This is a genomic window from Gordonia terrae, from assembly GCF_001698225.1.
GTDB classification, from domain to species: domain Bacteria; phylum Actinomycetota; class Actinomycetes; order Mycobacteriales; family Mycobacteriaceae; genus Gordonia; species Gordonia terrae.
The window spans coordinates 3076744-3101367 of sequence record NZ_CP016594.1; the positions used below are offsets into that span (position 1 = coordinate 3076744).

General features: G+C 69.4%; 19 protein-coding genes. 7 read left to right on the forward strand and 12 right to left on the reverse strand.

Features of this window, described 5'->3' with window-relative positions:
- Nucleotides 1-20 precede the first annotated feature (20 nt).
- Nucleotides 21-2039 carry a molecular chaperone HtpG gene (htpG, locus tag BCM27_RS13915; protein ID WP_004018720.1) on the reverse strand — a complete coding sequence of 673 codons (2019 nt, stop codon included), beginning with the start codon at nt 2037-2039 and terminating at the stop codon, nt 21-23.
- A 173-nt stretch (nt 2040-2212) separates the two neighbouring features.
- Between htpG and BCM27_RS13920 the strand changes: the two genes are divergently transcribed.
- Nucleotides 2213-2968: a PIG-L family deacetylase gene (locus tag BCM27_RS13920; RefSeq protein ID WP_004018721.1), complete on the forward strand. Its 756-nt coding sequence runs from the start codon at nt 2213-2215 to the stop codon at nt 2966-2968.
- Here BCM27_RS13920 and recD read toward each other — a convergent pair.
- From recD to BCM27_RS13940, 4 genes are read right to left on the reverse strand one after another with little or no spacing between them, the layout of a single operon-like run.
- Nucleotides 2961-4850, reverse strand: a complete 1890-nt coding sequence (recD, locus tag BCM27_RS13925; RefSeq protein WP_004018722.1) for an exodeoxyribonuclease V subunit alpha — start codon at nt 4848-4850, stop codon at nt 2961-2963. The genes BCM27_RS13920 and recD overlap by 8 nt on opposite strands.
- A complete protein-coding gene (locus BCM27_RS13930) occupies nt 4847-8227 on the reverse strand; it encodes a UvrD-helicase domain-containing protein (RefSeq protein ID WP_033204901.1) in 3381 nt (1126 codons plus the stop codon). Before BCM27_RS13930 ends, recD begins: the two co-directional genes overlap by 4 nt.
- The gene (gene recC / locus BCM27_RS13935; RefSeq protein ID WP_033204903.1) at nt 8224-11703 is read right to left on the reverse strand and encodes an exodeoxyribonuclease V subunit gamma; all 3480 of its coding nucleotides are present in this window, start codon (nt 11701-11703) and stop codon (nt 8224-8226) included. The genes BCM27_RS13930 and recC overlap by 4 nt, the downstream gene beginning before the upstream one ends.
- A gap of 31 nt (nt 11704-11734) precedes the next feature.
- Complete coding sequence (locus BCM27_RS13940; RefSeq protein ID WP_033204905.1) at nt 11735-12241, reverse strand: acyl-CoA thioesterase; 507 nt, start codon at nt 12239-12241, stop codon at nt 11735-11737.
- Nucleotides 12242-12375: 134 nt separating this feature from the next.
- Between BCM27_RS13940 and BCM27_RS13945 the strand changes: the two genes are divergently transcribed.
- Complete coding sequence (locus BCM27_RS13945; RefSeq protein ID WP_004022142.1) at nt 12376-12981, forward strand: GNAT family N-acetyltransferase; 606 nt, start codon at nt 12376-12378, stop codon at nt 12979-12981.
- 170 nt (nt 12982-13151) lie between these two features.
- Nucleotides 13152-14681, forward strand: a complete 1530-nt coding sequence (locus tag BCM27_RS13950; RefSeq protein ID WP_004022143.1) for an NAD(P)/FAD-dependent oxidoreductase — start codon at nt 13152-13154, stop codon at nt 14679-14681.
- Between the two features lie 19 nt (nt 14682-14700).
- Here BCM27_RS13950 and BCM27_RS13955 read toward each other — a convergent pair whose 3' ends face one another.
- From BCM27_RS13955 to BCM27_RS13985, 7 genes are all read right to left on the reverse strand, one after another.
- Entirely contained in the window at nt 14701-15429 is a 729-nt protein-coding gene (locus BCM27_RS13955) for an urease accessory protein UreD (RefSeq protein WP_004022144.1), read from the reverse strand.
- A 2-nt stretch (nt 15430-15431) separates the two neighbouring features.
- Complete coding sequence (ureG, locus tag BCM27_RS13960) at nt 15432-16118, reverse strand: urease accessory protein UreG (protein WP_004022145.1); 687 nt, start codon at nt 16116-16118, stop codon at nt 15432-15434.
- 62 nt (nt 16119-16180) lie between these two features.
- Entirely contained in the window at nt 16181-16837 is a 657-nt protein-coding gene (locus BCM27_RS13965) for an urease accessory protein UreF (RefSeq protein WP_004022146.1), read from the reverse strand.
- Nucleotides 16837-18555 carry an urease subunit alpha gene (locus BCM27_RS13970; protein WP_004022147.1) on the reverse strand — a complete coding sequence of 573 codons (1719 nt, stop codon included), beginning with the start codon at nt 18553-18555 and terminating at the stop codon, nt 16837-16839. Before BCM27_RS13970 ends, BCM27_RS13965 begins: the two co-directional genes overlap by 1 nt.
- A gap of 3 nt (nt 18556-18558) precedes the next feature.
- Complete coding sequence (locus tag BCM27_RS13975; protein WP_004022148.1) at nt 18559-18936, reverse strand: urease subunit beta; 378 nt, start codon at nt 18934-18936, stop codon at nt 18559-18561.
- An 85-nt stretch (nt 18937-19021) separates the two neighbouring features.
- Complete coding sequence (locus BCM27_RS13980) at nt 19022-19324, reverse strand: urease subunit gamma (RefSeq protein ID WP_004022149.1); 303 nt, start codon at nt 19322-19324, stop codon at nt 19022-19024.
- 132 nt (nt 19325-19456) lie between these two features.
- On the reverse strand, nt 19457-19879 hold the full coding sequence (locus BCM27_RS13985) for a PaaI family thioesterase (protein WP_004022150.1): 423 nt from the start codon (nt 19877-19879) through the stop codon (nt 19457-19459).
- A 353-nt stretch (nt 19880-20232) separates the two neighbouring features.
- On the opposite strand from BCM27_RS13985, the gene BCM27_RS13990 reads away from it, so the two are divergent.
- The 4 genes from BCM27_RS13990 (at nt 20233) to guaB1 (ending at nt 24624) form a co-directional block, all read left to right on the forward strand.
- Complete coding sequence (locus BCM27_RS13990) at nt 20233-20631, forward strand: BlaI/MecI/CopY family transcriptional regulator (protein WP_004022151.1); 399 nt, start codon at nt 20233-20235, stop codon at nt 20629-20631.
- Between the two features lie 45 nt (nt 20632-20676).
- A complete protein-coding gene (locus tag BCM27_RS13995; RefSeq protein ID WP_004022152.1) occupies nt 20677-21630 on the forward strand; it encodes a M56 family metallopeptidase in 954 nt (317 codons plus the stop codon).
- A gap of 86 nt (nt 21631-21716) precedes the next feature.
- Nucleotides 21717-23174 (forward strand): NADP-dependent phosphogluconate dehydrogenase, encoded by a 1458-nt coding sequence (gene gndA, locus BCM27_RS14000; protein ID WP_004022153.1) that lies wholly within the window; start codon nt 21717-21719, stop codon nt 23172-23174.
- A 16-nt stretch (nt 23175-23190) separates the two neighbouring features.
- On the forward strand, nt 23191-24624 hold the full coding sequence (gene guaB1 / locus BCM27_RS14005) for a GMP reductase (protein ID WP_004022154.1): 1434 nt from the start codon (nt 23191-23193) through the stop codon (nt 24622-24624).

The window sequence follows — 24624 nt, forward strand, 5'->3', positions numbered from 1 at the left end:
CCGTTGTCGGGAGGACGGGATCAGGACTCCGAGCCGGCCGACGACCCGCTCCCGGCAAACGAGTCGGTGAGGCGGCCGGCGAGGATCTTCGCGAACTCGGCCGGGTCGTCGAGCTCGCCGCCCTCGGCGATGACGGCCATGCCGTACAGCAGCTTCGCCGTCGGCACCAACTGCTCGTGATCACCGTCGCCGTAGGCCTTGTTCAGGGCGGCGACCAGCGGGTGATCGGGGTTGAGCTCGAGGGCCCGCTTCGACTTGGGGAACTCCTGCCCGGACGCCCGGTACAGCTTCTCCAACTGCGGCGACATCGAGAACGTGTCCCCGACCAGACAGGCGGGCGACTCGGTGAGCCGAGAGGACAGCCGCGTCTCGCTGACATCGTCGGACAGGGTGGTCGTGAGCCAGCCCAGCAGATCGGCGTAGGTCTTGTTCTGTTCTTCCTTGGCCGAATCGTCGGTGTCCTCGTCGTCACCCTCGAGATCGACCGCGCCCTTGGCGATCGACTGGAAGGTCTTGCCGTCGAATTCGGCACCCGCCGAGACCCACATCTCGTCGACCGGATCGGACAGGACGAGGACCTCGATCCCCTTGGCGCGGAAGGCCTCCATGTGCGGCGAGTTCACGATCTGCTGACGAGACTCGCCCGTCATGTAGTAGATCGTCTCCTGACCGCTCTTCATCCGGCCGATGTAGTCCGCGAGCGTGGTGAGTTCGTCCTCGGAGTGGGTGGACGCGAACGACGACGCCTTCAGGAGCGCATCGCGGTTGTCCGGATCGTTGACGAGACCTTCCTTGAACACCCGGCCGAAGGCATCCCAGAAGGTGCGGTAGTCGTCCGGACGACCGGCGCGCATCTCGGTGACCGTCGAGATGACCTTCTTGGTGAGACGCCGACGGATCGCACGGATCTGCCGGTCCTGCTGCAGGATCTCGCGGGACACGTTCAACGACAGGTCGGCCGCGTCGACGACGCCCTTGACGAACCGCAGGTACTCCGGCATCAGTTCGGCGCAGTCGTCCATGATGAACACGCGCTTGACGTAGAGATGGATGCCGACCTTGCTGTCCCGCATGAACAGATCGAACGGCGGCTGCGTCGGGATGAACAGCAGCGCCTGGTACTCGAAGGTGCCCTCGGCCTGCAGCGTGATGGTCTCCAGCGGCGCATCCCAGGCGTGGGAGACATGCCGGTAGAACTCCTGGTACTCCTCGTCGGTCACCTCCGAGCGCGACTTCGCCCAGAGCGCCTTCATCGAGTTGATCGTCTCCGATTCGACGACCGTCTTGGTCTCGGGCGTCTTCGGCTCGCCCGACTCGTCGGTCTCGGTCTCGGCGGTCTCGGCGGCGGGGGTCTCGACCGGGACCGTCTTCTCGACGTCCATCCGGATCGGCCACGCGATGAAGTCCGAGTACCGCTTCACGAGCTGACGCAGTTTTGACTGATCCGAGTAGTCGTAGAGGTGGTCCTCGGTGTCGACGGGCTTGAGCGCCAACGTGACCGAGGTTCCCTGCGGGGCGTCGGGAACATCGTCGATCGTGTACGTGCCGTCGCCGGTCGACTCCCATCGGGTACCGGTGCTCTCCCCCGCCTTGCGGGTCACCAGGGTCACCTTCTCGGCGACCATGAACGTCGAGTAGAAGCCGATGCCGAACTGGCCGATCAGCTCCTCGGCGGCCGCGTCGGACACCCCGTTCGCGCGTGCTTCCGCGAGCGACCGGCGCAGCTCGGCCGTGCCCGACCGGGCCAGCGTGCCGATCAGTCCGACGACCTCGTCCCGGGTCATGCCGATCCCGTTGTCGGCGACGACCAGCGTTCGGGCCTCCGGGTCCGGGTCGAGCGTGATGTGGAGGTCGGAGGTGTCGACGTCGAGATCCTTGTCGAGCAGGGACTCGAGCCGCAGCTTGTCCAGCGCGTCGGATGCGTTCGAGATCAACTCGCGCAGGAAGCTGTCCTTGTTGGAGTAGATCGAGTGCACCATGAGATCCAGCAGCTGCCGGGTCTCGGCCTGGAACTCGTGGACTTCGGGCTGAGCGCTCATCGCAGACCTCCATGTTCTGTTCTCGTGCACCGTGCGGCGAGGATCCTCGCCCCGGTGCGACACGTGGGGACGGACACCGACTTTACCGAGAGGTGGTGTGGCTACCCTGGGTCGGGGACCGACTAACCCGGACGACATCCGTGCCGTGCGGGAACGATCAGGAAGCCAGGTGGATGGGCACACCGCGACTGCTGTTGGTGCACGCGCACCCCGACGACGAATCCCTGTGGACCGGCGGCCTCATCGCGCGTCACACCGACGCCGGCGGCGAGGTGGACCTCGTGATGTGCACCTGGACCGACGGCACGGTCCGGCACCGCGAACTCACCGATGCCGCGACCATCCTCGGCATGCCCCGGCCACCGATCATGCTCGGCTACGCCGACGACCGGCGACCCGAATCGGCCCCCGACGCGCAACGACTGTGCGCCGCGTCGTTCGACGAACAGGTCCGGGCACTCACCCACCACATCCGTGCTCTCCAGCCCGACATCGTGATCACCTACGACCCGCTGGGCATCTACGGTCACCCCGACCATGTTCATGCTCATCGACTCGCATGCGCGGCCGCCGACGCCGCAGCGTCGACGAAGCTGTACCACCGCGCCGGGCCTGCTTGGCGAGTCCGCTCGCTGTATTTCGCCACGATTCCGGAATGGATGATGGACATCCTCGCGGAGAGCCTCTTCGCAGACATCCCCCGGGCGCAGCTGCCCGGGACGCCGGAGTCCGAGATCGACGTGGTCGTCGACGTGTCCGACCTGGCGGCCCGCAAGCGAGCCGCGGTCACCGCCCATCGTTCCGAGATCGATCGCAGCCGGGCCATCTCGGGGTTCATGTCGCTGCCCGACGACATCCAGGAGAAGTTGCTCGGCGTCGAGTGCTACCAGCGGCGCGACCTCGTCCCCGGTGGTTGCGACCTCATCTAGGACGTCGACGAACCCGATCATCCCGGTCGTCGAACGGCGTGACCGTCGATCGCAGACCACTGGCTCGCTGCACGCGACGGTCGACCGCTGCGGCGAGCACCTCCGGCGTGCCGACGATCCGCACGTGTTCGCGGGCACGGGTGATCGCGGTGTACAGCAACTCGCGGGTGAGCAGCTCCGAACCCGTGGGCGGGAGGATCACCGTCACCTGTCGGAACTGACTCCCCTGACTGCGGTGGATGGTCATCGCGTGGACCGATACGACGTCGGCAAGCTGCGTCGGATGCAACAGTCGCGCCGTCCCGCCACGCCGGAAGGCGACCCGGACGGCGTCGACTCCGGACATCCGTCCCTCGGGGTCGGCGATCACGACTCCCGTGTCGCCGTTGAAGGTCGAGGTCTGCCGGTCGTTGGCGGTGACCAGGATCGGCTGTCCCGGATACCATCCGGCGACTTCGGCACCCGTGGTACCGAGCCACTCGGTGATCCTGGCCGACCACCCTCGGACTCCGGACGATCCCTCCCGATGCGCGCACAGCACGCGGTGGGCGTCCAGTGCATCGAGCGCAGCTGCGGCATCGGCACGGCGGGCGGCGACACGCAGCGTCCTCCCCCACTCGACGAGATCGGCGCGTACATCGTCGAGTTCGTCGGGAGCCACGAGCTCGACATTCGGGACGTCCTTTGCCGCCACGAGCCGCAGGACCTCGTCGGCGTCACCGGAATTCACGGCGGCGGCCACTCGTGAGATACCGCCGCCGAAACGGAACTGCCGACGCAGGGTGATGACGCCGTCGGCGAGCTGATCCCTGTCCGCCGGGTCCGGTTCGTCGTCGGCATCCGCGAGCACCGCCTCGAGCGCGGTCCGCGACACCGCCATGGCGGTTTCCGAATCCTTCTGCGCCCCGGCCGCATCGGTTCGTTCGACGAGATCGGCGAGCACCGCCCCCGCCTCCACCGAGGCGAGCTGATGCGGGTCACCGACGAAGAGCACCCGCGCGTCGGGTCGGACCGCGTCGAGCAGGCGGCTCATCGCCGTCATCGACAGCATCGAGGTCTCGTCGACGACGATCACGTCGTGTGGGAGCGTACGCCCGCGGCCGTATCTCGGGTTGGCGCCCGGGCGCCATCCGAGCAGCGAATGCAACGTGACGGCGTGTGCCGTGACCGGGACCGTCGACTCCGCCTCCACCGAGGCCTGCAGCTGAGCCGCCGCGCGGCCGGTGGGCGCACACAACCCGATCCGCAGGCCGGGCCCCTGCAGCGCGTCCAGGACGGCGAGAATGCGTGCGACGGTGTAGGTCTTGCCCGTGCCCGGGCCGCCCGCCAGGACGGTGGTCCAGCGGGTCGCGGCAACCGCGGCGGCGAGCTTCTGCAGGTACCCGTCCTCGGGCGAGGTGTACACCGCGGCGATCGCGGCGCGCAGCGCGCCCGCGTCGACCACGGGCGAGGTCTGCGCACGCCGGGCCAGGGTGTCCCGGATCGTCTGCTCCTGCCGGAAGTACTTCTGGAGGTAGACCAGGGGGCCGTCGACGGAGCGCCGTACGACCAACGGACGCAACGGACCCGCCTCGCTGCCGGCCACCAGCGGGCTCTCGAGCAGGGCGTCGAGGACCGCTTCCGACGACGGGACCGTGAGATCCGGGATGGTCTCGCCGGCGAGCTCATCCAGCCGATCCAGCGCCAGGCACGTCGAACCCAGGCGCACGGCACGTACGGCGAGCGCGGCGCCGAGTCGCGCGGTCTCGGACACCGGCTCGGCGCACATGGCGACGAGACGATCGGTGATGTGCACGTCCGCGGCCGCCAGCACCCCGGCCTCGTTCCACTCGGCGAGCACACCGGTGGCCCATTCCGTCACCTGGACATCGGAAATGCTCATCGCGAAACCCCTGCCAGCGCGTCGGACAGGTCGACGATCAGCTCCGCGGGCAGCGCCCACTCGAACACGCCGCAACCGGGCGGCGTGTCCGGACCGGCCATTCCCCGCACGAAGTGGTACTGCACCGGACCGAGGTGCCGGACCGGATCGTAACCCGGTACACGCCATCGCAGATAGCGATGCAACGCAACGGAATACAGCATCGCCTGCAGTGGGTAGTGCGCGGCGGTCATCTCGCCCGCCATCGCCGTGGTGTCGAAGTCCTCGACGAGGAGGTCGCCCGGACGGATCCGGTTCGTCTTGTAGTCGACGATGACATAACGCCCATCCGGGGTCCGCAGCACGGAATCGATGCTGCCCGTGAGGAACCCGCGCAGCTCCCGGGCGGGCAGTTCGCGGAGGTGGTCGGCGTAGTCCCGCAGCGGATCGTCGTCGGGCAGATGTCGGTCCAGGAGCTCGGCGAACACCCCCGGCGTCGCCCCGGCACCGCCGGGTGTGCGGTCCGACGGTCCCAGCGGGAGCTCGAAGTCGAGTTCGGCGAGGCGATCACCCGGTTCCACACCCCACAGATCCCCGAATCCCAGTGGCGTGGTGAGAACGCCGACCAGCGCGGTGACCAGGGTGTCGGCGTCGATGTCGGCCGGCAGGACCCCGAGTGCGCGCGAACACAACTCGCGCACATGCGCGGCGATATCGGGTGCCGAGGTGTCGACGTACTCCAGGACCTCGTGCACCAGGGTTCCGAACGCCGCACCGTAGGGCAGCCCGTTCATCAGCGACGGCGTACCGGTCCGTTCACCATCCGGGGCCTCGTCGATGTCGGCGGGGTCGACGGCCGGCTCGTCGTTCAGGATGTCCTCGGTGGGTTCACTTCCGGTGGTGACGACCGGGCCACCGGGCGCTCCCGGCGCGCCGTGCGCGACGTCGGCGACGATGGCCGAGTACGACGTCCGACGCCATTCCTGATCGATGGCGCGCCGGAACCGCGCCACCCCGAGCGACGCTGCCTCGTCGACGGCCTGCGCCGGCGTCGTCACCCCGACGGCCTCGATGCGGCCGGCGGGTTCGACCGAGATCGCCGCGTCGCGTTCGGTCAGGGTGCGGAGCACGCTCACGCAGGTGGGGTCGTCGTCCGGGATGGGCACGTCGGAAGCGACCGCCCAGACCGACTCTCCGGTCTCGGACGGAATCCGTGTCGCGGTGTCACGCCCGAAGATCAGCCGGTGCAACGGTCCACTCGTGGTGTTCATCGACGGCGCCCACCACGCCACGACCTGCGACTGCGCCCGCGTCAGCGCCACGTAGAGGAGTCGGAGATCCTCGCCGGCGGTCTCCTCGGCGTACCGTTTGCGTCGGGCCGCACGCCCGGGGGCCTGCCCACCGCCGACGTCGAGCCGCCGCGTACCCGACTCGTCGTGGTAGGTGATGTTGCCGCGGTCGCCGATCCACGTCCCGTCCCAGCCATAGGGCACATAGACGATCGGGAACTGCAGACCCTTGCTGGCATGCACGGTCATGATCTGGACCGCCTGGGTGTCACGGTCGAGTCGCCGGCTCTGGTCCTCGTACCGCTGTCGGGCGGACGTGTCCGTGATCCGCTCCGCCAGCCACTCCACGAGGCCGCTGAGTCCGGCCGAGGTCTCGACGACGTGCTTGTTGCACAGCGCGGACACCTGCAGGAGATCGGTGAGGACACGTTCGCCGTTCTCGGTGGCCAGCACCCGGGCGGCGACCCCGTGCGAATCGAGGAGCCGCTGTGTCATCGCGGCGAATCCGCCCTGCCCGAACACGCGTGCCAACGACGACATCTCGGCCCCGAGCTCGGCGATCTCGGGTTCGCCCGCGGTCGCCACCCGCTCCGTCGACCAGCCGAGGAGCGTCGTGAGTGCGGCCAGCCGCACCCGCTCGGCACGCGACGGCTGCTCGACGGCGCGCATCACCCACAGCCAGTGCTGGGCCGCGGTCGTGGAGAACACGTTGACCCCCGACCCGATGACGGAGTTGATGCCGCGCTCGGCGAGTTCCCGCTGGAGTGGCTCGATGGTGCTGTTGAGCCGCACCAGGATCGCGATGTCACCGGGGTCGACCGGGCGGGAGGTGCCGTCGACCTCGATCCTGGTCCCCTGGGCGAGTGTGTGTGCGATGTCGTCGGCGACATCGATCGCGATCCGGGTCCGGACGTCCTTCACCGAGGGCAGATTGTAGGAGTTGCGCGACGAGAAGTCGTTGCGCAGGAACGCGCGGATACGCAACGGCGGGCGGCCGTCCAGACGGCTCCCCGGATGGGCGGCCGAGACCGGATGCACCACGATGCCCGGATGTCCCAGCGCTGCTTCGCCATACAGGTGACCGAGCGCGTCGACCAGGGCGCCGTCGGACCGACGGTTCACGTCGAGCGCCTGGAGGGTGTCGGCGGAGGACACCGCGGCGAGATAGCTGAGGACCTCCGCACCGCGGAACCCGTAGATCGACTGCTTGGGGTCGCCGACGAGGATGAGGCGACGGTGACCGTGGAAGCAGCGCCGCACGATCTCCCACTGCAACGGGTCGGTGTCCTGGAACTCGTCGACCAGGACGACGGTGAAGGTGTCGCGAATCCGCCGGCACGCGCGCTCGCCGACCACCGGGTCGGTCACGATCCGGTGCAGGATGGCCTGCAGGTCGTCATAGGTCCGCACCCGCGCATCGCGTTTCCGGGTCTCGACGATGCGGCGGACCGCGGAGGCGAAACTCACCCGGCGGGCGGCGACCGCGTCGGCGGCGGGCCCGTCGGTCGCCTCGGACTCGTCCGGCGCCAACGCGACCGACGCCTGACGCACCGCGTCGCGGGCGATGGCGCGGGCCTCGGAGAAGTCGAACTCCGGTGTGTCGCTTGCCCAGAAACCCCGGAGGTAGAGGTCCAGGGCCACTTCTTCGGTGAGCTCGTCGACCTCCTCGACGATCGAGTAGACCAGTTCGCGTTCACCGAGGAATCCGAGCGCCTCCAGCATCCGATTGCAGAACGTGTGGGTGGTCGCGATCGTCGACGCGTCGAAGTCGCTCAGGGCCCGGGCCAGATTGCGACGCCGCGCGGCGACCTCGTCCGGTGTGCCCTGCGCCAGCATCTGCAGCAGCGCGTCGTGACCGGTGTCCGCGCCCGGGCGGGCCAGCCCGTCGAGCAACTCCCGCACGCGGTCTCGCATGCGTTCCCGCAACTCGGCGGTCGCGGCCCGACTGAATGTCACGAGCAGCATCTCCGAGATGGGTACGCCTTCGGCGATGTGCCGGGCGGCGAGACCGACGATGGCATAGGTCTTTCCGGTACCCGCGCTGGCCTCCAGGACCGTGGTGTGGTCCGGCAGGTCGGCGGTGATGTCGAACGTGGCCGGGCGTCTCATGTGCCCTCCCGATGCTGGTTGAGCGGCACCCACACAGTGCGCGCGAGGCCGGCGAACAGCGGTTCGCCGTCGGCCATCGGCAGTTCGACCCCGCCGAGCGTGCGAGGCCCGGAATCAACACCGCCGACCGTCCGGTCCTCGGGTGTCGGGCAGGCGAGGAGGTCGTCGAATTCGACGTCGGCCAGCACGTCTCCGCCGAATGTCAACCGCACATGGGGGTCGCGCGCGGGACCGAATCTGTCCTCGAAGTTCCTGCGCGCGTTGGCCAGCGAGAACGTACTGCGCCGCCCGGGACCGTCGTTCTCGACGAAGGTGCACGCGGGTTCGAGGGGCAACGGCAGCGGACGACGCAGACCCTCGTCGCGGAGTCGGACGAGGTCGTACAAAAGCGGGACCGGGTCCTCGGGGCGCCGGAATCGCACGGTGCTGGTCCCGCCGCCGCGGGCGGCACGCCCGACCAGGACCGCCGACTCGACAGACCCGGCCGCGTCGTTGCCCTGGGTCGCCGCGGCGGCGACCGCGAGCAGCGTGATCCACCCGCTGAGTTGCTGTTTGGCCTTGAGCTTGGAATAGGTCGCCCGCACCACCGCCGCCGGCCCGGAGTCGCCGAACACCTCGCCGACCGTCCCGTGCACCCGCCGCCCGTCGGGCAGACGGACCAGGATGTCCAGGGTCCGGGGAGTCCCCGACCGCAACGGCTCGACGACACCGTGCAGGCGTGTCACCGCCCGGGAGATGGCGCGGAGCTCGCGGGTGCCGAAGGCGAACGGGGGCAGGGTGCCGCGCCGGAGCTCGGCGGCCTCGCAGTCCGAGATGGGCACCCCGGTCAGCATCCGGGAGAGGAACCGGTCGCCGATCCCCCACTTGTCCAGCGGTTCGAGTTCGACGTCGAGCTGATCGTCGTGCGGCCGGTCGTCGTCGGGAATGCGGGCACCGAGCCGTTGCCGGATGAAGGCGACGATCGGATCGACATGGAAGTCGATGAGGGTGGCGAGGTCGATGTCGTCGGTGTCGAGGGTGCGTTCCGGCGCCGGGAGGACCTCGCGCGCGGCCACCACCGGGCGTCGCGGCGGCTCGCGCAGCGCCTCGGCGCCGGCGAGCATCGACGAATCGTGGCTGAAGGGTCCCGAGATCCCCCGGACGCCACCGGGAGTGAAGTTCCGCGCGTCGAATCCATGCAGAGAGTGTCGACGGACCGGGTCGGCGCCGGTCAGGCCGGTCAGTGTGTCGACGAGCTCGCTGACGACGACGGCGGGCGGGATCCGCCGGCCGGAGACCGGGTCGGCACCGCTGTAGAAGACGAGAAGTGAGTCCTGCGCGGCGCAGATCGCGTCGAGGAAACACTGCCGGTCCTCGTCCCGCGGATTACGTTCGCCCACCAGCGGATCCACCCCGAGGACGTCGTCGCCGTCGATCCGTTGGACGCGTGGGAAGACCTCCGCGTCCACCCCGAGCAGCACGATCACGCGGTGCGGCACCGAGCGCATGGGCACCATCGTGCAGACGGTGAGTTCTCCGGTGCGGAAGTTCGAGCGGGTCGGTCTGCCGGCGACCAGTGCCGCCAACAGGTCTCGCACGTCCGCCAGCCGCAGCACCTCCTCCGGTTCGACCGGCCGGGTGTCTCCGAAGGCCTCGCTCAGCATCCGGATGGCCTGGGCGCGTTGCCAATCGTCGGCGGGCTCGGTCGCCGTGAGCGACGACACGGCGTCGATGAGCGTCTCGGCCCAGCGGTGCGCGGGAGCTGCTTCCCGCAGTTCGGCCAGCACCCGACCCAAGCGGTCGAGGAACTCGTCGAACCGGCCGACGAGGTCGATCCCGGTGCTCTCGACGCCGGCCAGCGGCAGTGCGGTGCCGAGCCACTCGTCGTCGGCCTCCTCGGCGACGACACCGAGGGCGATCCGATCCAGACCGGCATCGAAGGTTCCCTGCCGGAATCGTTCGAGGCCGTACCGGGCCCGTTCGGCGACACCCAGGCCCCAGCGGACGTTGCTGTGCGCCAACCATTCCCGGATCAGGTCGAGGTCGTCGTCGGTCATCGCGAACCGGGTGCGTACCGGCGGGGCGCCGAGGAGGTCGACGACTTCGCCGGCGGTCACGCGACCCGCGGCCAGCTCCACGACCCCGACGATGACGTCGAGGATCGGGTTGACGTGACGGATTCCGCGGTCGGCCAGGCGAACCCGTAGATCGAAGGCGGGGTGCGGCAGACCTGCCTGGCCGAACGCGCCACGGATCAGCGGCGCGAATGTCTCGACATCCGGGCACATGACGAGGACGTCCCGCGGCTGCAGCTCCGGATCGGCCGCGAACAGATGCAGCAATCGGTCCCGCAACACCTCGATCTGGCGCTCGGGTCCGTGACAGGCATGCACCTCGACCGACGGGTCCGCGGTATCCGGGATGTTCGAGCTCGCCGAGGCGGCGGTGAGGTCAGCCGCGGGGGCCAGGTCGTCGCGGATCCCCGACTGCACGGCGTGCAGTGCCGTATCCGCCACAACCGGCTGCCGCGGGGCATGGTGCAGATCCCGGTCCACGATCGGGGCCAGACGCAGCTGGAGTTCCTGGAGATCCCGGGAGAGGCCGGCCAGCAACGGGTTTCGTAGTTCGGGGAGCTCGCGCTCCCCGCGCCGCGGCGGGACCCCCTCGCCGGCATCGGCATCGACGAGGGCGCCGAGTTCCTCCCACAACCGGGGACTCGGGTGCGGCACGAACAGGTGGACATCGTGGTGGACGGCCGCGGCGGCGGCGATCCGACGGAACGACTCGGTGATCCGGGTGGGCCCGAACACCGACAACCGTTCCGGCAGTCCCCCGGCTTCGGGGTCGGTGCGCAGGCGATCGCAGACGGCGGGGAGATTCTCCGCGGGATGCGGGCGGCCGATCTCGTCGCGGACCGCGCGCCAGAATGCGGGTTGCCAGGCGAGATCGTCCCGCAGGGGTCGACCGGCGCCGTCGAGGTCGTGACCGGCGGCCCAGTCGGCGATCAGGGACGGTCGCGACCGCCCGTAGCGGTCGAACAGCTCGGCCAGATGCCGTGCGGTGGCGTAGCGGCGTCCGATCCGGGGCGAGGAGGCGTCGCCGGCACCGATGTGCCGCGCGATGACGTCGAGAGCGGGATCGTCGATGCGGTCGTCGAGGACCCGCAGGACCGGCCATGTCAGCTCGGCCGCGCGCCACGGGTCGTCCGGCGCGGTGAGCGAGGCGGCGGTGTGCAGACGGGTATCGCCGAGCACCGCGGCGCCGATCGCATCCGCAAGCCGGGACGGCCCGGTGAAGTCGATGTTCGCGGCGATACCGTCCTCGCCGGTCCCGGTTCCCAGCCGTCGCGCCAGATGCTGGGCGAGCCATCGCTCGACCCCGGCAGCGGGAACCGAGACGATGTCGGGCCGCATGGGATCGCCGAGCGGACGCGCCAGCACCTCGGCCAGCGCATCGGCCAGGGTGTCGGTGCGTTCGGCGCGGTGCAGGATCAGCATCGGGTGGGTGTGCCGGTCGGGCGCGGGCCGGTCAGCCCGCTGCGTTCGTCCGAGGTGTGTGGAACCGCACCGGTTCCCCGAGCCGCGCGGACAGCAGACCCCGCGCGTCGTCGGGGATGGGGGTCGGCCTGCCGGTGTCCGGGTCGACGACGACCATCGTGGTCTCGGCGGTGGCGCACAACGTCCCGGACTGGTCGAACAGGCGCAGGGCCATGACAAACGACGACCGGCCGACGCGTCCGATGCAGGTGCGGACGTGGACGGGGTCGAGCGAGTAGTGGACGGGCGCGGAGAACCCGATGTCCTGGCGTGCGACGAGGAACGAGAACTTCCGCGGCCGGTCGGGCATCCACTCGAAGAACGATCGCACGCGGCTCTCCTCGAAGATGCGCGAGATCTGCACGTTGTTGATGTGGTTGTTGATGTCCATGTCGCCCCAGCGCAGCGCGACCGGGATGTCGAGGTGATAGCCGGAACCGGCTGCGCGCGCGTTCGGATCGAGGGCGTCGGTATCGAGGGCGTCTGGGTCGAGGGCCACGGCGCAGATCTTAGTGCGGGACACGCGTGGGACGAACTGCAGGAGTCACCGTCATCCAGACCGTAGACTCACTCGCCGGGGCAGGACGACAAGCGAATCGGTGCGCGCACCCCCGCGCGCGGTGAGGGGCTCGGGTGAACATCGACACGGCACGGGCTCGTCTGCGCCCGGTGTCCGCGGTCGACGTCGACGAGCTCGTCCATCTCGACAGCGATCCCGAGGTCATGCGCTTTGTCAGCGGCGGCGCCGCGACACCGCGCGCCGTCATCGAGGAGTGGGTGGTGCCCCGCGCCGAGACCGAGCACCGGAGATACGGCACCGGCACCTGGGTGCTGTGTGACCCCGCCACCACCGCTTTCCTCGGCTGGATCTCGCTGCGCACCCCCCGCCACAGTTGTCGCGCGGAACTGGAACTGAGTTATCGCCTCCGCCGCACGGTGTGGGGTCGTGGACTGGCCACCGAGGCGGCGTTCGCCCTCGTCGCCTTCGCCTTCGATCACCTCGGGACCGACCGGGTGTTCGCGAGCACCGTCGCGCGCAACGCTTCCTCGCGTCGTGTGATGGAGAAGCTGGGCATGACCCTCTGCGCGATCCACCTGTGCGACGACGCGGCCGACTCGGCCGAACTGCTCACCATCCACCCGGACCGGGACCGGTCCGAGGTCGAATACGAGCTGTTGCGCGCCGACTGGCAGGAGCGGTCCCAGCGCTGGTCGGCGGCCGGTGGTCTCACCGCGTGAACTCAACACCCCTCTGGCCGCGCCCATCGGATCATCATTGACTACCGTTGAGAACATGCACGGTCGTACTCCGGCCCCGGCGCTACGCGGCTCCCCCGGGTAGCGCCCCCACCGGGTCCGCCGAAGTCCGCACGACCGTCGCCCAACGACCTAGAAGGAGATGTCTGGAGATGAGCAGCCCCGCCGTCCAGGCCCCCGCTGGAGCAGCCACGACCCGCCGGAAAGTGGTCATCATCGGTTCGGGCTTCGGCGGATTGTTCGCCGCCCAGCGACTGGCCAAGGCCGACGTCGACGTCACCCTGATCGCGAAGACCACGCATCATCTGTTCCAGCCGATGCTCTATCAGGTCGCGACCGGCATCGTCGCCGAGGGCGAGATCGCGCCGGCCACCCGCGTGGTCCTGCGCAAGCAGAAGAACACCGCCGTCCTCATGGGCGACGTGTTCGACATCAACCTGGAGGCCAAGACCGTGACCTCCCGCCTTCTCGAGCGGATCACGGTCACCCCGTACGACGATCTGATCGTGGCCGCAGGCGCCGACCAGTCGTACTTCGGAAACGACCACTTCGCCGAATACGCACCCGGTATGAAGACCATCGACCACGCCCTCGAACTGCGCGGCCGCATCCTCGGCGCCTTCGAGCAGGCCGAGCTGTCGCACGACCCCGCCGAGCGCGCCAAGCTGCTGACCTTCGTGGTCGTCGGCGCGGGCCCCACCGGCGTCGAGCTGGCCGGGCAGATCGCCGAGATGAGCGACAAGACGCTCAAGGGCGCGTTCCGCAACATCGACCCGACCGAGGCACGGGTGATCCTGCTCGACGCCGCGCCGGCCGTCCTGCCGCCGTTCGGTCCGAAGCTGGGCGGCAAGGCCGCAGCCCGCCTCGAGCGCATGGGCGTCGAGATCCAGCTGAACGCGATGGTCGTCGACGTCGACTACGACGGCCTGGTCGTCAAGGAGAAGGACGGCACCACCCGCCGCATCGAATCGCAGTGCAAGGTGTGGTCGGCCGGTGTCCAGGCCAGCCCGCTCGGCCAGCAGCTCGCCGAGCAGTCCGGTGTCGAACTCGACCGCGCCGGCCGCGTCAAGGTGCTACCCGACCTCACCATCCCCGGTCACCCCGAGGTGTTCGTCGTGGGCGACATGATGGCCGTCGACGGGGTGCCGGGTGTCGCGCAGGGCGCGATCCAGGGCGGCCGGTATGCGGCGGATGCCATCAAGGCCGAGCTCAAGGGGCAGACTGCCGACCAGCGCAAGCCGTTCAGCTACTACGACAAGGGGTCGATGGCGACCATCTCGCGGTACTCCGCGGTGATGCAGGTCCCGATCCCGGGCATCAAGAAGACGTTCGAGACCGAGGGTTACTTCGCGTGGCTCGGCTGGCTGGCACTGCACCTCGTCTATCTGGTCGGGTTCCGCAACCGGTTGAACACGCTGATCAACTGGTTCTTCGCGTTCACCACGCGTGGTCGCTCGCAGCTCGCGGTGACCGAGCAGCAGGTGTATGCGCGTACCGCCATCGGTCAGCTGTCGGCTCTGGAGAAGGCCGGGACCTCCTCGGAGTCGGAGTCGGAGTCGGAGTCGGCCAAGACCGATTCCGGGACCGTGGACTCGGCGTCGACCGGCCCCGAGACCACGGGTTCGGTGCCCACCGAGGGCAAGGACGCCGACGGCAAGGAATCCGAGGCCGAGGCGAGCTGAGGCGCTTCGGCACCGGCCGCTACTGCACCGGGGCCAGTGATCTGATCTCGAGGTCGTCGGCCAGCCGCTGCGCATCGCTGACCGATGGTGCGAGCGCAGTCGTCAGGCTGGCTCCGCCGGCCAGCTGGAGCCGAGCGGCGAACTCCGTCGCATGCACCTCGCCCGACCGGTCGTCCGGGTAGCGAAAGACGCTGCTGGCCGCGCGGTGGCCGGCCGCGCCGGCTGGGGTGCCGTGCCCCAGCCTGAGGCGATGCGCCAGCACCACCTCGCCGTCCACGTCTACCCGCAGTCCCCCGGTCCAGGCACCCGCCCGATCGCGGTCGGCCAGCGTCGAGTCAGTCATCGTGGCAGCCCGGCCTATCTGCACGTGCTCGTGCAGGTCGAGGGTGGCGCCGGACGCCAGGCGCACCGTGACGTCGGACCGATGCCGGGCACCGCCCGCGACGACGGTGGGTTGCGGGTCGAAGCGCAACCGGCCACCGTCTTCGACTTCCATCTCCCACCGGGCCGACGAGTCGGCGCGGTCACGGGCGGGCAGTGCGATGGTCGCGGCGACGCTGGTCACCCGTAGGTGCGCGCCGGGTTCGACCTCGATACGGACCACGATCTCGTCGCCGCCCAACGGTGTCGCGGCCGTACCGATGAGCTGCACATGGCCGGGAGCGGTGACCCGCACGCCGAGGCCCCCGACCGCCCGGTGGCGCACACCGCGGTCGACGGTGGCGACGATGTCGACCTCGGTGCGCATGGTCACCCGGCGACGACCTGGGCAGCCAGCTGGGTCCGGACCCACGCCATTACGTCGGTCGCGGCGGGATCCTCGGTCAGCGAGATCATGGCGGTCTGCCGGCCGTCACGGACCTTCGCCGCGTCCCGGCGCATGACGTCGAGGTCGGCGTTGACGCGTTCGGCCAGATCGATCTTGTTGATCACCAACAGATCCGAGAACGTGACGCCGGGACCGCCCTTGCGCGGCACCTTGTCCCCGCCGGCCACGTCGATCACGAAGATCTGCACGTCGATCAGACCTGTCGAGAAGGTGGCGGTGAGGTTGTCGCCGCCGGACTCCACCAGGATGAGGTCGAGGGGCGGGTTCGCCTCGACGAGATCGTCGATGGCGTCGAGATTGGCGGTGATGTCGTCGCGGATGGCGGTGTGCGGGCACCCGCCGGTCTGGACCGCCGTGATCCGCTCATCGGGCAGAACGGCGTTGCGACGGAGGAAGTCGGCATCCTCGGTCGTGTAGATGTCGTTGGTCAGCACCGCCACCGACAACTCGTCCCGGAGCTGCCGGCACAGCGCGGCCACCAGCGCGGTCTTGCCGGACCCGACGGGGCCACCGATGCCGATCCGCAGGGCCTCGCCGGGTTCCCGCTTACGGCGCGGCCGGTCGTGATCGTGGGTGTGCGGCTGCCCGTCGATGAGATGCGGGGGCATGGGAACTCCTCTCGGTCGGCGATGTCCGGTTGCGCGACATCGTCTGGTCAGGTCGGGCGGGGTCAGGACATGAAGAGCGGCATCGGTTGCCGCTCATGACGTTCGGCGAAGATGTCGAGGACCGGGTCGGACAGGTCCGCCAGACCGACCGCGGCCTCGGCGGCGACCCGTTCGCACTCGGCGCCGAGTTCGGCGATCATGATCGACACGTCGGCGGGGTCGAGTGCGAGCAGACGCTGACCGGCGGTCGCCGACCCGCTCATCGTGGTGTACACGAGGATCAGCGCGGTGTGGAATCCCGAGAGCGCCGACACCGCGCCGATCGACCCGCTGATGACCGGGAGATGCGTCGACGGCCGATGAGCCGACCAGTCGGTGTCCGGCCACATCCGGCGTGCGAGGCGCGCCATGCCACGACCCTGCGCGAGCGACGCCTTCCGCGCTGCGGATGACGGTGTGCGCGCGTCGGTCTCGCGCTGGGCGCGGGACACGTCGAGTGCACCGTCGGCGACCGCCGCCGCCACCGACGCCGCGACCAGACCACTCGTGGTCACCCGGCGGTACAGAAAGGACGCGAGATCGCTTGCAGTGCGGATGAATCCGTCGGCGATGGCCTGTTCGACCCCGCCGGAGTGCACGTGCCCGCCCACCGGCAGTCGCGAATCCGCCAGTGCGAGCATCATCGCCAGGGGCGCGGAGGTGGTGTCGCCGGATCGCATCAGAACAGGAAATACCGTTGCGCCATCGGGAGTTCGGCGACCGGTTCGGATTCCCACACCTCACCGTCGACCCTCACCGTGAACGTGTCGGGATCGACCTCGATCGTCGGGCACGCGTCGTTGTTGATCATGTCGGCCTTGCCGACGCCGCGGGTGTTCTTGACGGGAACGAGCCTGCGGTCGACGCCGATCCGGCCGGCGAGGTCGGCGTCGGCGCCCGGGGCCACGAAGCTGACCGACGTGGCGGCCGCGAGTTTCGGTGCGGCGCCGAACATCGGTCGCGGGAAGACCGGTTGCGGCGTGGGTATCGAGGCGTTCGCGTCGCCCATCGCCGCCCAGGCGATGGCGCCGCCCTTGATGACCAGATCCGGCCGGATCCCGAAGAACGCGGGATCCCACACCACCAGGTCGGCGAGCTTGCCGACCTCGACCGAGCCGATCTCGTCGTCGAAGCCGTGCGCGCGCGCCGGGCAGATCGTGTACTTCGCGACGTAGCGCCGTGCGCGAGTGTTGTCGGCACGCCCGTCGCCGGGAAGGGACCCTCGCTTGCGCTTCATCACGTGGGCGGTCTGCCACGTGCGCAGCACGACTTCGCCGATCCGGCCCATCGCCTGCGAGTCCGACCCGATCATCGAGATGGCACCCAGGTCGTGCAACAGGTCTTCGGCGGCGATCGTGGACGGGCGGATCCGGCTCTCGGCGAAGGCCAGATCCTCGGGGACCGTGGGATTGAGGTGGTGACAGACCATCAGCATGTCGAGGTGCTCGTCGAGTGTGTTGACCGTGTGCGGACGAGTCGGATTCGTCGACGACGGAAGCACATTCGGGTATGCCGCGACCGTGATGATGTCCGGCGCGTGACCACCGCCGGCGCCTTCGGTGTGATAGGCGTGGATGCCCCGGCCCGCGATCGCGCCGAGAGTGGTCTCCACGAACCCGGCCTCGTTCAGGGTGTCGGAGTGCAACGCGACCTGAACGCCGGTCTCGTCGGCGACCCGCAGGCAGGCGTCGATGGCCGCGGGTGTACTGCCCCAGTCCTCATGCAGCTTGAAACCCGAAGCGCCCGCGCGGATCTGCTCGTGCATCGACTCGGCGCTGACCGTGTTGCCCTTGCCGAGGAGTGCGATGTTCATCGGCCAGTGATCGGTGGCGGCGAGAATCGACGCCAGGTGCCACGCGCCGGGCGTCACGGTGGTCGCCTTGCTGCCCTCGGCCGGTCCCGTCCCGCCGCCGACCACGGTGGTGATCCCGTTGCCCAGCGCCTCGTCCATGATCTGCGGACAGATGAAATGGACGTGGCAGTCGATCGCGCCGGCGGTGACGATCTTGCCGTTGCCCGCGATGATCTCGGTCGACGGTCCGATGACGAGGTCCGGATGCACCCCGTCCATGGTGTCGGGGTTGCCCGCCTTGCCCATCGCGACGATGCGGCCGTCGCGAATCCCCAGGTCCGCCTTGATGATTCCCCAGTGATCGAGGACGACGACACCGGTGATGATCGTGTCGGGAGCGCCGTCGGCGCGGGTGGCCCGGCTCTGTCCCATCGACTCGCGGATCACCTTGCCGCCGCCGAAGACCGCCTCGTCGCCGGCGCGTCCCGGCCCACCCGACAGATCGTCGGTCACCTCGATGAGCAGGTCGGTGTCGGCGAGCCGGATCAGATCGCCCATCGTCGGGCCGAACAGTTGGGCATAGCGGTCGCGTCCCAGGATGGCCATGCGTCACTCACTCTCGTCACTGGGGACGGCGCCGACCGGGCCGCAGGCGCCGGGAGGATCGAGGGATATCCCGTACACCTCGCGGGTGCCGCCGAGCGGGACGAGGCCGATGGTCATCTCGATTCCCGGCTCGAAGCGCACCGCGGTGCCGGCGGGGATGTCGAGCCTGCGGCCGTGGGCCCGCGCACGGTCGAAGACAAGCGCCTCGTTCGACTGCGGAAAGTGCACATGACTGCCGACCTGCACCGGGCGATCACCGGAGTTCACGACGCGGAGCTCGACGGCGTCGACGCCCGCGTTGAGTTCGATGGTCCCGTCGGCGGCGATGACCTCGCCCGGCACGATCGTCGATCGCGGGCCGGTGGAGTGCGTACCCGACATCTCGGTCCTTCCTGGAGTGCTGCGGTTCGGCGGACGGGACGGGTCGCGAACGGACCGTCCACCACCTGTCTCGTTCGGTCGGGGCTCAGGCGATCGGGTCGTGCACGGTCACCAGCTTGGTGCCGTCGGGGAAGGTCGCCTCGACCTGGACGTCGTGCAGCATCTCCGGTACGCCGTCCATCACGTCGTCGCGCCGCAGGACCTCGCGTCCCGAGGTCATCAGCTCGGCCACCGAGCGGCCGTCACGGGCGCCTTCGAGGACGTGATCGGTGATCAGCGCAACCGACTCCGGGTGGTTGAGCTTCAGACCGCGCGCCTGCCGCCTGCGGGCCAGTTCGGCCGCATACGAGATCAGCAGCCGTTCTTGTTCATGGGGCGACAATCGCACCGGGAGCGCTCCTCGGGGGTGGTCGGCCGGCGGTCGATCGGTGTGGTCCGGCCGGGCAGTAGGAGACATCCTGCCATGCCGCGACAGGGTCGGCGCGCCGAGCGACGCCGGCGTGACGCGGGCCTCAGCGGCCTACTTGACCTCGATGTTCTGCAGTCGCACCTGCGACCGGGCCAGCAGCGCGCCGTCCTGGTCGACCATGTCGACGGCCCAGAGTTGCTGGCGGCGGCCCCGGTGGATCGGGGTGGACGTCGCGGTGACCGTGCCCGCCCGCACCGACCTCAGGAAGTCGGTGTTGTTGTTCACCCCGACGGCGGTGCCGCCGATACCGGAGTCCTGCAGCCACAGGAAGCCGCTCATGCTGGCGACACTCTCGCCGACCGCGCAGTAGACCCCGCCGTGCACGATCCCGAACGGCTGATGGTGACTCTCGGTGATCTCCATCGTCGCCACGATCCGGTCGGGCCCCGCCTCGACGACCCCGAGTCCGAGGACGCCGTCGAGTCCCTTGCCGAATGAATCCCGGAGAACCTCGTCCGCACTGTTCGCAGTCATGACGTCAACAGTCGCATGAGCCTTCGGACGTCGCGACACCAGTCCGGCTCGCGATCGGTGTCCCCGCGGGAACACGAGGAGGGGGCGGGCCGTTGTCCATCTGTGGATACCGGAAGGCCCCGCACCTCTGGGAGATGCGGGGCCTTCCGTGCCGTGGACCGGGGGTCTCTGCAGCCCTCAGGACTCTCACGCGGTCCGACGTGACACTTAATGTAGGCTAGCCTTACCAACGTGTCAAGCGCCGCGGGAATGTCCACGTCAGAGGCGTGATCGCTCCTCGGACACGTGCACGGCACGCATGTGAGCAACAACTGGGTATCCAGCGGACCCACTATCGGAGGCAGAGCAGTAAAATGCGAAAGATGAATGGCCTGGGCGACCTCGAACGCGCTGTGATGGACTCGTTGTGGGAGAGTTCTGCCCCGCAGACGGTGCGGCAGGTGCATGCCGACCTGTCGCGTGACCGTTCCCTCGCCTACACCACCGTCATGACCGTGTTGCAGCGGCTGGCGAAGAAGAACCTCGTGACGCAGATCCGCGACGACCGGGCGCACAAGTACGTACCGACCCACCCTCGTGAAGACCTCGTGGCGAGTCTGATGGTCGACGCGCTGAGCGAGGCCGATGCACCCGGGTCGCGTCACGCGGCGCTCGTGTCGTTCGTCGGACGCGTCGGCGCCGACGAGGCGGCCGCCCTCCGTTCCGCACTCGATGAGCTCGAAGCCGCACGCGGAACGAGCGACACCGGTTAGATTCGCGACACCACCCACTCGCAGCCCACTTTTAGGAATCACCAGATGACCGCCTTGCTCTTCGGCATCGTCAGCCTGGTGCTCGCCGGACCCGTACCCGAAGCACTGTCGCGGGCACGATGGCCGATCCGAGCGCCACGCGCGGCGATGACGCTGTGGCAGGCCATTGCCCTGGCAGCCGTGTTGTCGGCGTTCAGCTGTGGCCTGGCGATCGCGGCGAACATCCTCGTGATCGGTCCGGACGGCACGCCGACCACCCACCCGGTCCGCGAGATCGAGCGGCTCGGCTGGCCGCTGTGGCTCCTCTGCGTCGGCGTCTTCGTCCTGACCCTCCTGGTCGGCGCGCGCCTGTTCTACACGGTGATCCGCGTCGGTGTGCGCACCCGCGCCCGACGCAAGGCACACCGCCAGCTCATCGACATCCTCGACCGCTGCGATCGGACCGACGACGCCGACGACCCGCTCTACGCTCGTGACGTCCGGATGATCGACGTCGAGCAACCCCTCGCCTACTGCCTGCCGGGCCTGCGCCAGCGCGTCGTGGTCAGCGAAGGCGTCGTCCATCGCCTGACCCGAGACGAACTCGTCGCCGTCATCGCCCACGAACGAGCCCACCTGCGTGCCCGGCACGACCTCGTGCTCGAGGCCTTCATCGCCCTGCACGAGGCGTTCCCCCGATTCGTGCGCAGCAGCTCCGCGCTCGGCGCGACCGAACTCCTCGTCGAGGCGCTGGCCGATGATCAGGCCGTTCGCGCGACCACCCCGACCACGCTGGGCCGAGCCCTGGTCGCCTGCGCCGACGCGGTGGCCCCGCGCGGTGCGATGGCGGTCGGCGGACCGACCACCCTGACGCGCGTCCACCGTCTGCGCGACGACCGCCCCGCCCGGGTCGTCGCCGCCGGCGCCTACGTCGCGGCCGCCGCGATCCTGGTGCTCCCGACCCTCGCGGTCGCCATCCCGTGGCTCACCGAGCTCAACCGCCTCATGTCGGCATTCTGACCGCCCGTCGCACCCGGCTGCGTCGGCCCGGCATCACACGCGGAGGCAGATCGCCGGTTCGGACACAGAGGCAATAGGCTGTCCGCATGAACAACGTCGACTCCTCGTCCTCCTCCGCGAAGGCCCAGATCGGTGTCACCGGCCTGGCCGTCATGGGTTCGAACATCGCACGCAACTTCGCCCGTCACGGGTACACGGTCGCGCTGCACAACCGGAGCATCGCCAAGACCGATGCACTGCTCGAGAACCACGGCAGCGACGGTGAATTCATCCGCACCGAGACCGTGGCCGAGTTCGTGGCGGCCCTCGAGCGTCCGCGCCGGGTGCTCATCATGGTCAAGGCCGGCGACCCGACCGACGCCGTGATCGAAGAACTCGCCGACGCGATGGAGCCGGGCGACATCATCATCGACGGTGGCAACGCCCTCTACACCGACACCATCCGTCGCGAGGCCGCGATGTCGGCTCGAGGACTCAACTTCGTCGGCGCCGGCATCTCCGGCGGCGAAGAGGGGGCGCTGAACGGCCCGTCGATCATGCCGGGCGGCCCCGTCGAGTCGTACGAATCGCTCGGACCGCTCCTCGAATCCATCGCCGCCCAGGTCGACGGCGAGCCGTGCTGTACCCACATCGGCCCCGACGGCAGCGGCCACTTCGTCAAGATGGTGCACAACGGCATCGAATACGCCGACATGCAGCTCATCGGCGAGGCCTACGACCTCATGCGCAAGGCCTTGGACATGCCGGTCTCGGAGATCGCCGACGTCTTCCGCGACTGGAACACCACCGAACTCGAGAGCTACCTGATCGAGATCACCGCCGAGGTCCTCAGCCAGGTCGACGACGAGACCGGCAAGCCGCTGGTCGACGTCATCGTCGACGCCGCGGGCCAGAAGGGCACCGGTCGCTGGACCGTGAAGTCCGCCCTCGATCTCGGCATCCCGACGACCGGGATCGCCGAGGCCGTCTTCGCCCGCGCGCTGTCGAGCGCCACCGATCAGCGCGTCGCGGCCCGCGGGCTGTCGTCGGGCAACCTCGGCTCGGCCCCCGCCGATCGCGAGACCTTCGTCAACGACATCAAGACCGCCCTCTACGCGTCGAAGGTCGTCGCCTACGCGCAGGGCTTCGATCAGATCGCCGCCGGCAGCGCCGAATACGGCTGGGATGTCGACCGCGGCGCGCTGGCCACCATCTGGCGTGGCGGCTGCATCATCCGGGCGCAGTTCCTCAACCGCATCCGCGAGGCCTACCACGACGACCCCGCCCTCCCGAGCCTGCTGCTCGCCCCGTATTTCCGCGAGGCCGTCGAGGTCGGCATCGACAGCTGGCGCCGGGTGGTTTCGACCGCGACCCTCCTCGGTATCCCGGTGCCGGCATTCGCATCGTCGCTGTCGTACTACGACGGTCTGCGTGCCGACCGCCTCCCGGCCGCGCTGACCCAGGGCCTGCGCGACTACTTCGGCGCGCACACCTACCAGCGCATCGACAAGGAGGGCACGTTCCACACCCTGTGGAGCGGTGACCGCTCGGAAGTGACCGAATAGGAGCCTGCGAACTCCAGTGCGATTCATCGAAGGCCACCGGCCGACACACGATCTGACGTACGACGATCTGTTCATCGTCCCGGGCAGGTCGGACGTCAGTTCGCGCTTCGACGTCGACTTGTCGACGTCCGACGGCAGCGGGACCACGATCCCGCTGGTCGTGGCGAACATGACGGCGGTCGCGGGCAAGCGGATGGCCGAGACGGTGGCCCGCCGCGGTGGGCTCGTGGTTCTCCCCCAGGACCTGCCCATCGAGGCGGCCGCCGCGTCCATCGCGTACGTGAAGTCGCGGCACCTGGTCGCCGACACCCCGGTCACCCTCGATCCGGGGGCGTCGGTGACCGACGCGGTCGCGTTGATCCCGAAGCGGTCACACGGGGTGGCCGTCGTGGTCGAGGACGGCCGCCCGGTGGGGGTCGTCACCGAGAAGCGCTGTCGCGACGTCGACCGGTTCGCGCGAGTGCGTGACGTCGCCGACCCCGACATCGTGACGCTGCCCGTCGACACCCCGCCCCGTGAGGTCTTCGACGCACTCGGCGATCTGCACCTCGGCCTCGCGGTGCTCGTCGAACCCGACGGTCGGCTCGCCGGGGTCCTCAATCGGGTCGGCGCCCTGCGCCACGCGATCTACACCCCGAATGTCGACGCGGCCGGCTCGCTGCGCATCGCGGCGGCCGTCGGCATCAACGGCGATGTCGTGGGCAAGGCTCGAGCGCTTGTCGCCGCGGGCGCCGACCTGCTTGTCATGGACACCGCGCACGGTCACCAGGAGAAGATGCTCACGGCGCTGTCGGCGGTCGCCGGCGCGGACCTGGGCGTTCCGATCGCCGCGGGCAACGTGGTCTCGGCCGAGGGCACCCTCGATCTCATCGATGCGGGGGCATCGATCGTCAAGGTCGGAGTCGGACCGGGCGCGATGTGCACGACCCGGATGATGACCGGCGTCGGACGCCCCCAGTTCTCGGCCGTCGCCGAGTGTGCCGCCGTCGCGGCCGGACACGGTGCGTCGGTGTGGGCCGACGGCGGTGTCCGGCACCCACGCGACGTGGCCCTGGCCCTGGCCGCGGGGGCGTCGAACGTCATGGTCGGCTCGTGGTTCGCCGGCACCCACGAGTCGCCGGGCGACCTGCTCGTCGATGCGCAGGGCCCGTACAAGGTCAGCTTCGGCATGGCCTCGAAGCGGGCGGTCGCGGCGCGGTCGAGCGGCGACAGCACCTACGACCGGGCACGCAAGAGCTTGTTCGAAGAGGGCATCTCGAGTTCGCGGATCCGTCTGGACCCGGATCGTCCCGGCGTCGAGGACCTGATCGATCACATCTGCTCGGGTGTCCGCAGCACCGCCACCTACACCGGTGCGCGGAACCTACGCGAACTGCACGACAAGGTGGTGCTGGGGATCCAGTCGCCCGCCGGCTTCGCCGAAGGACGACCCCTGCCGGGCGGGTGGTGA

Bases quoted from the DNA above. Each gene is read 5' to 3' on its own strand.
- htpG (WP_004018720.1), bottom strand. From the start codon at position 2,039: ATGAGCGCTCAGCCCGAAGTCCACGAGTTCCAGGCCGAGACCCGGCAG.
- BCM27_RS13920 (WP_004018721.1), top strand. From the start codon at position 2,213: ATGGGCACACCGCGACTGCTGTTGGTGCACGCGCACCCCGACGACGAA.
- recD (WP_004018722.1), bottom strand. From the start codon at position 4,850: ATGAGCATTTCCGATGTCCAGGTGACGGAATGGGCCACCGGTGTGCTC.
- BCM27_RS13930 (WP_033204901.1), bottom strand. From the start codon at position 8,227: ATGAGACGCCCGGCCACGTTCGACATCACCGCCGACCTGCCGGACCAC.
- recC (WP_033204903.1), bottom strand. From the start codon at position 11,703: ATGCTGATCCTGCACCGCGCCGAACGCACCGACACCCTGGCCGATGCG.
- BCM27_RS13950 (WP_004022143.1), top strand. From the start codon at position 13,152: ATGAGCAGCCCCGCCGTCCAGGCCCCCGCTGGAGCAGCCACGACCCGC.
- BCM27_RS13955 (WP_004022144.1), bottom strand. From the start codon at position 15,429: ATGCGCACCGAGGTCGACATCGTCGCCACCGTCGACCGCGGTGTGCGC.
- ureG (WP_004022145.1), bottom strand. From the start codon at position 16,118: ATGCCCCCGCATCTCATCGACGGGCAGCCGCACACCCACGATCACGAC.
- BCM27_RS13965 (WP_004022146.1), bottom strand. From the start codon at position 16,837: ATGCGATCCGGCGACACCACCTCCGCGCCCCTGGCGATGATGCTCGCA.
- BCM27_RS13970 (WP_004022147.1), bottom strand. From the start codon at position 18,555: ATGGCCATCCTGGGACGCGACCGCTATGCCCAACTGTTCGGCCCGACG.
- BCM27_RS13975 (WP_004022148.1), bottom strand. From the start codon at position 18,936: ATGTCGGGTACGCACTCCACCGGCCCGCGATCGACGATCGTGCCGGGC.
- BCM27_RS13985 (WP_004022150.1), bottom strand. From the start codon at position 19,879: ATGACTGCGAACAGTGCGGACGAGGTTCTCCGGGATTCATTCGGCAAG.
- BCM27_RS13990 (WP_004022151.1), top strand. From the start codon at position 20,233: ATGCGAAAGATGAATGGCCTGGGCGACCTCGAACGCGCTGTGATGGAC.
- BCM27_RS13995 (WP_004022152.1), top strand. From the start codon at position 20,677: ATGACCGCCTTGCTCTTCGGCATCGTCAGCCTGGTGCTCGCCGGACCC.
- gndA (WP_004022153.1), top strand. From the start codon at position 21,717: ATGAACAACGTCGACTCCTCGTCCTCCTCCGCGAAGGCCCAGATCGGT.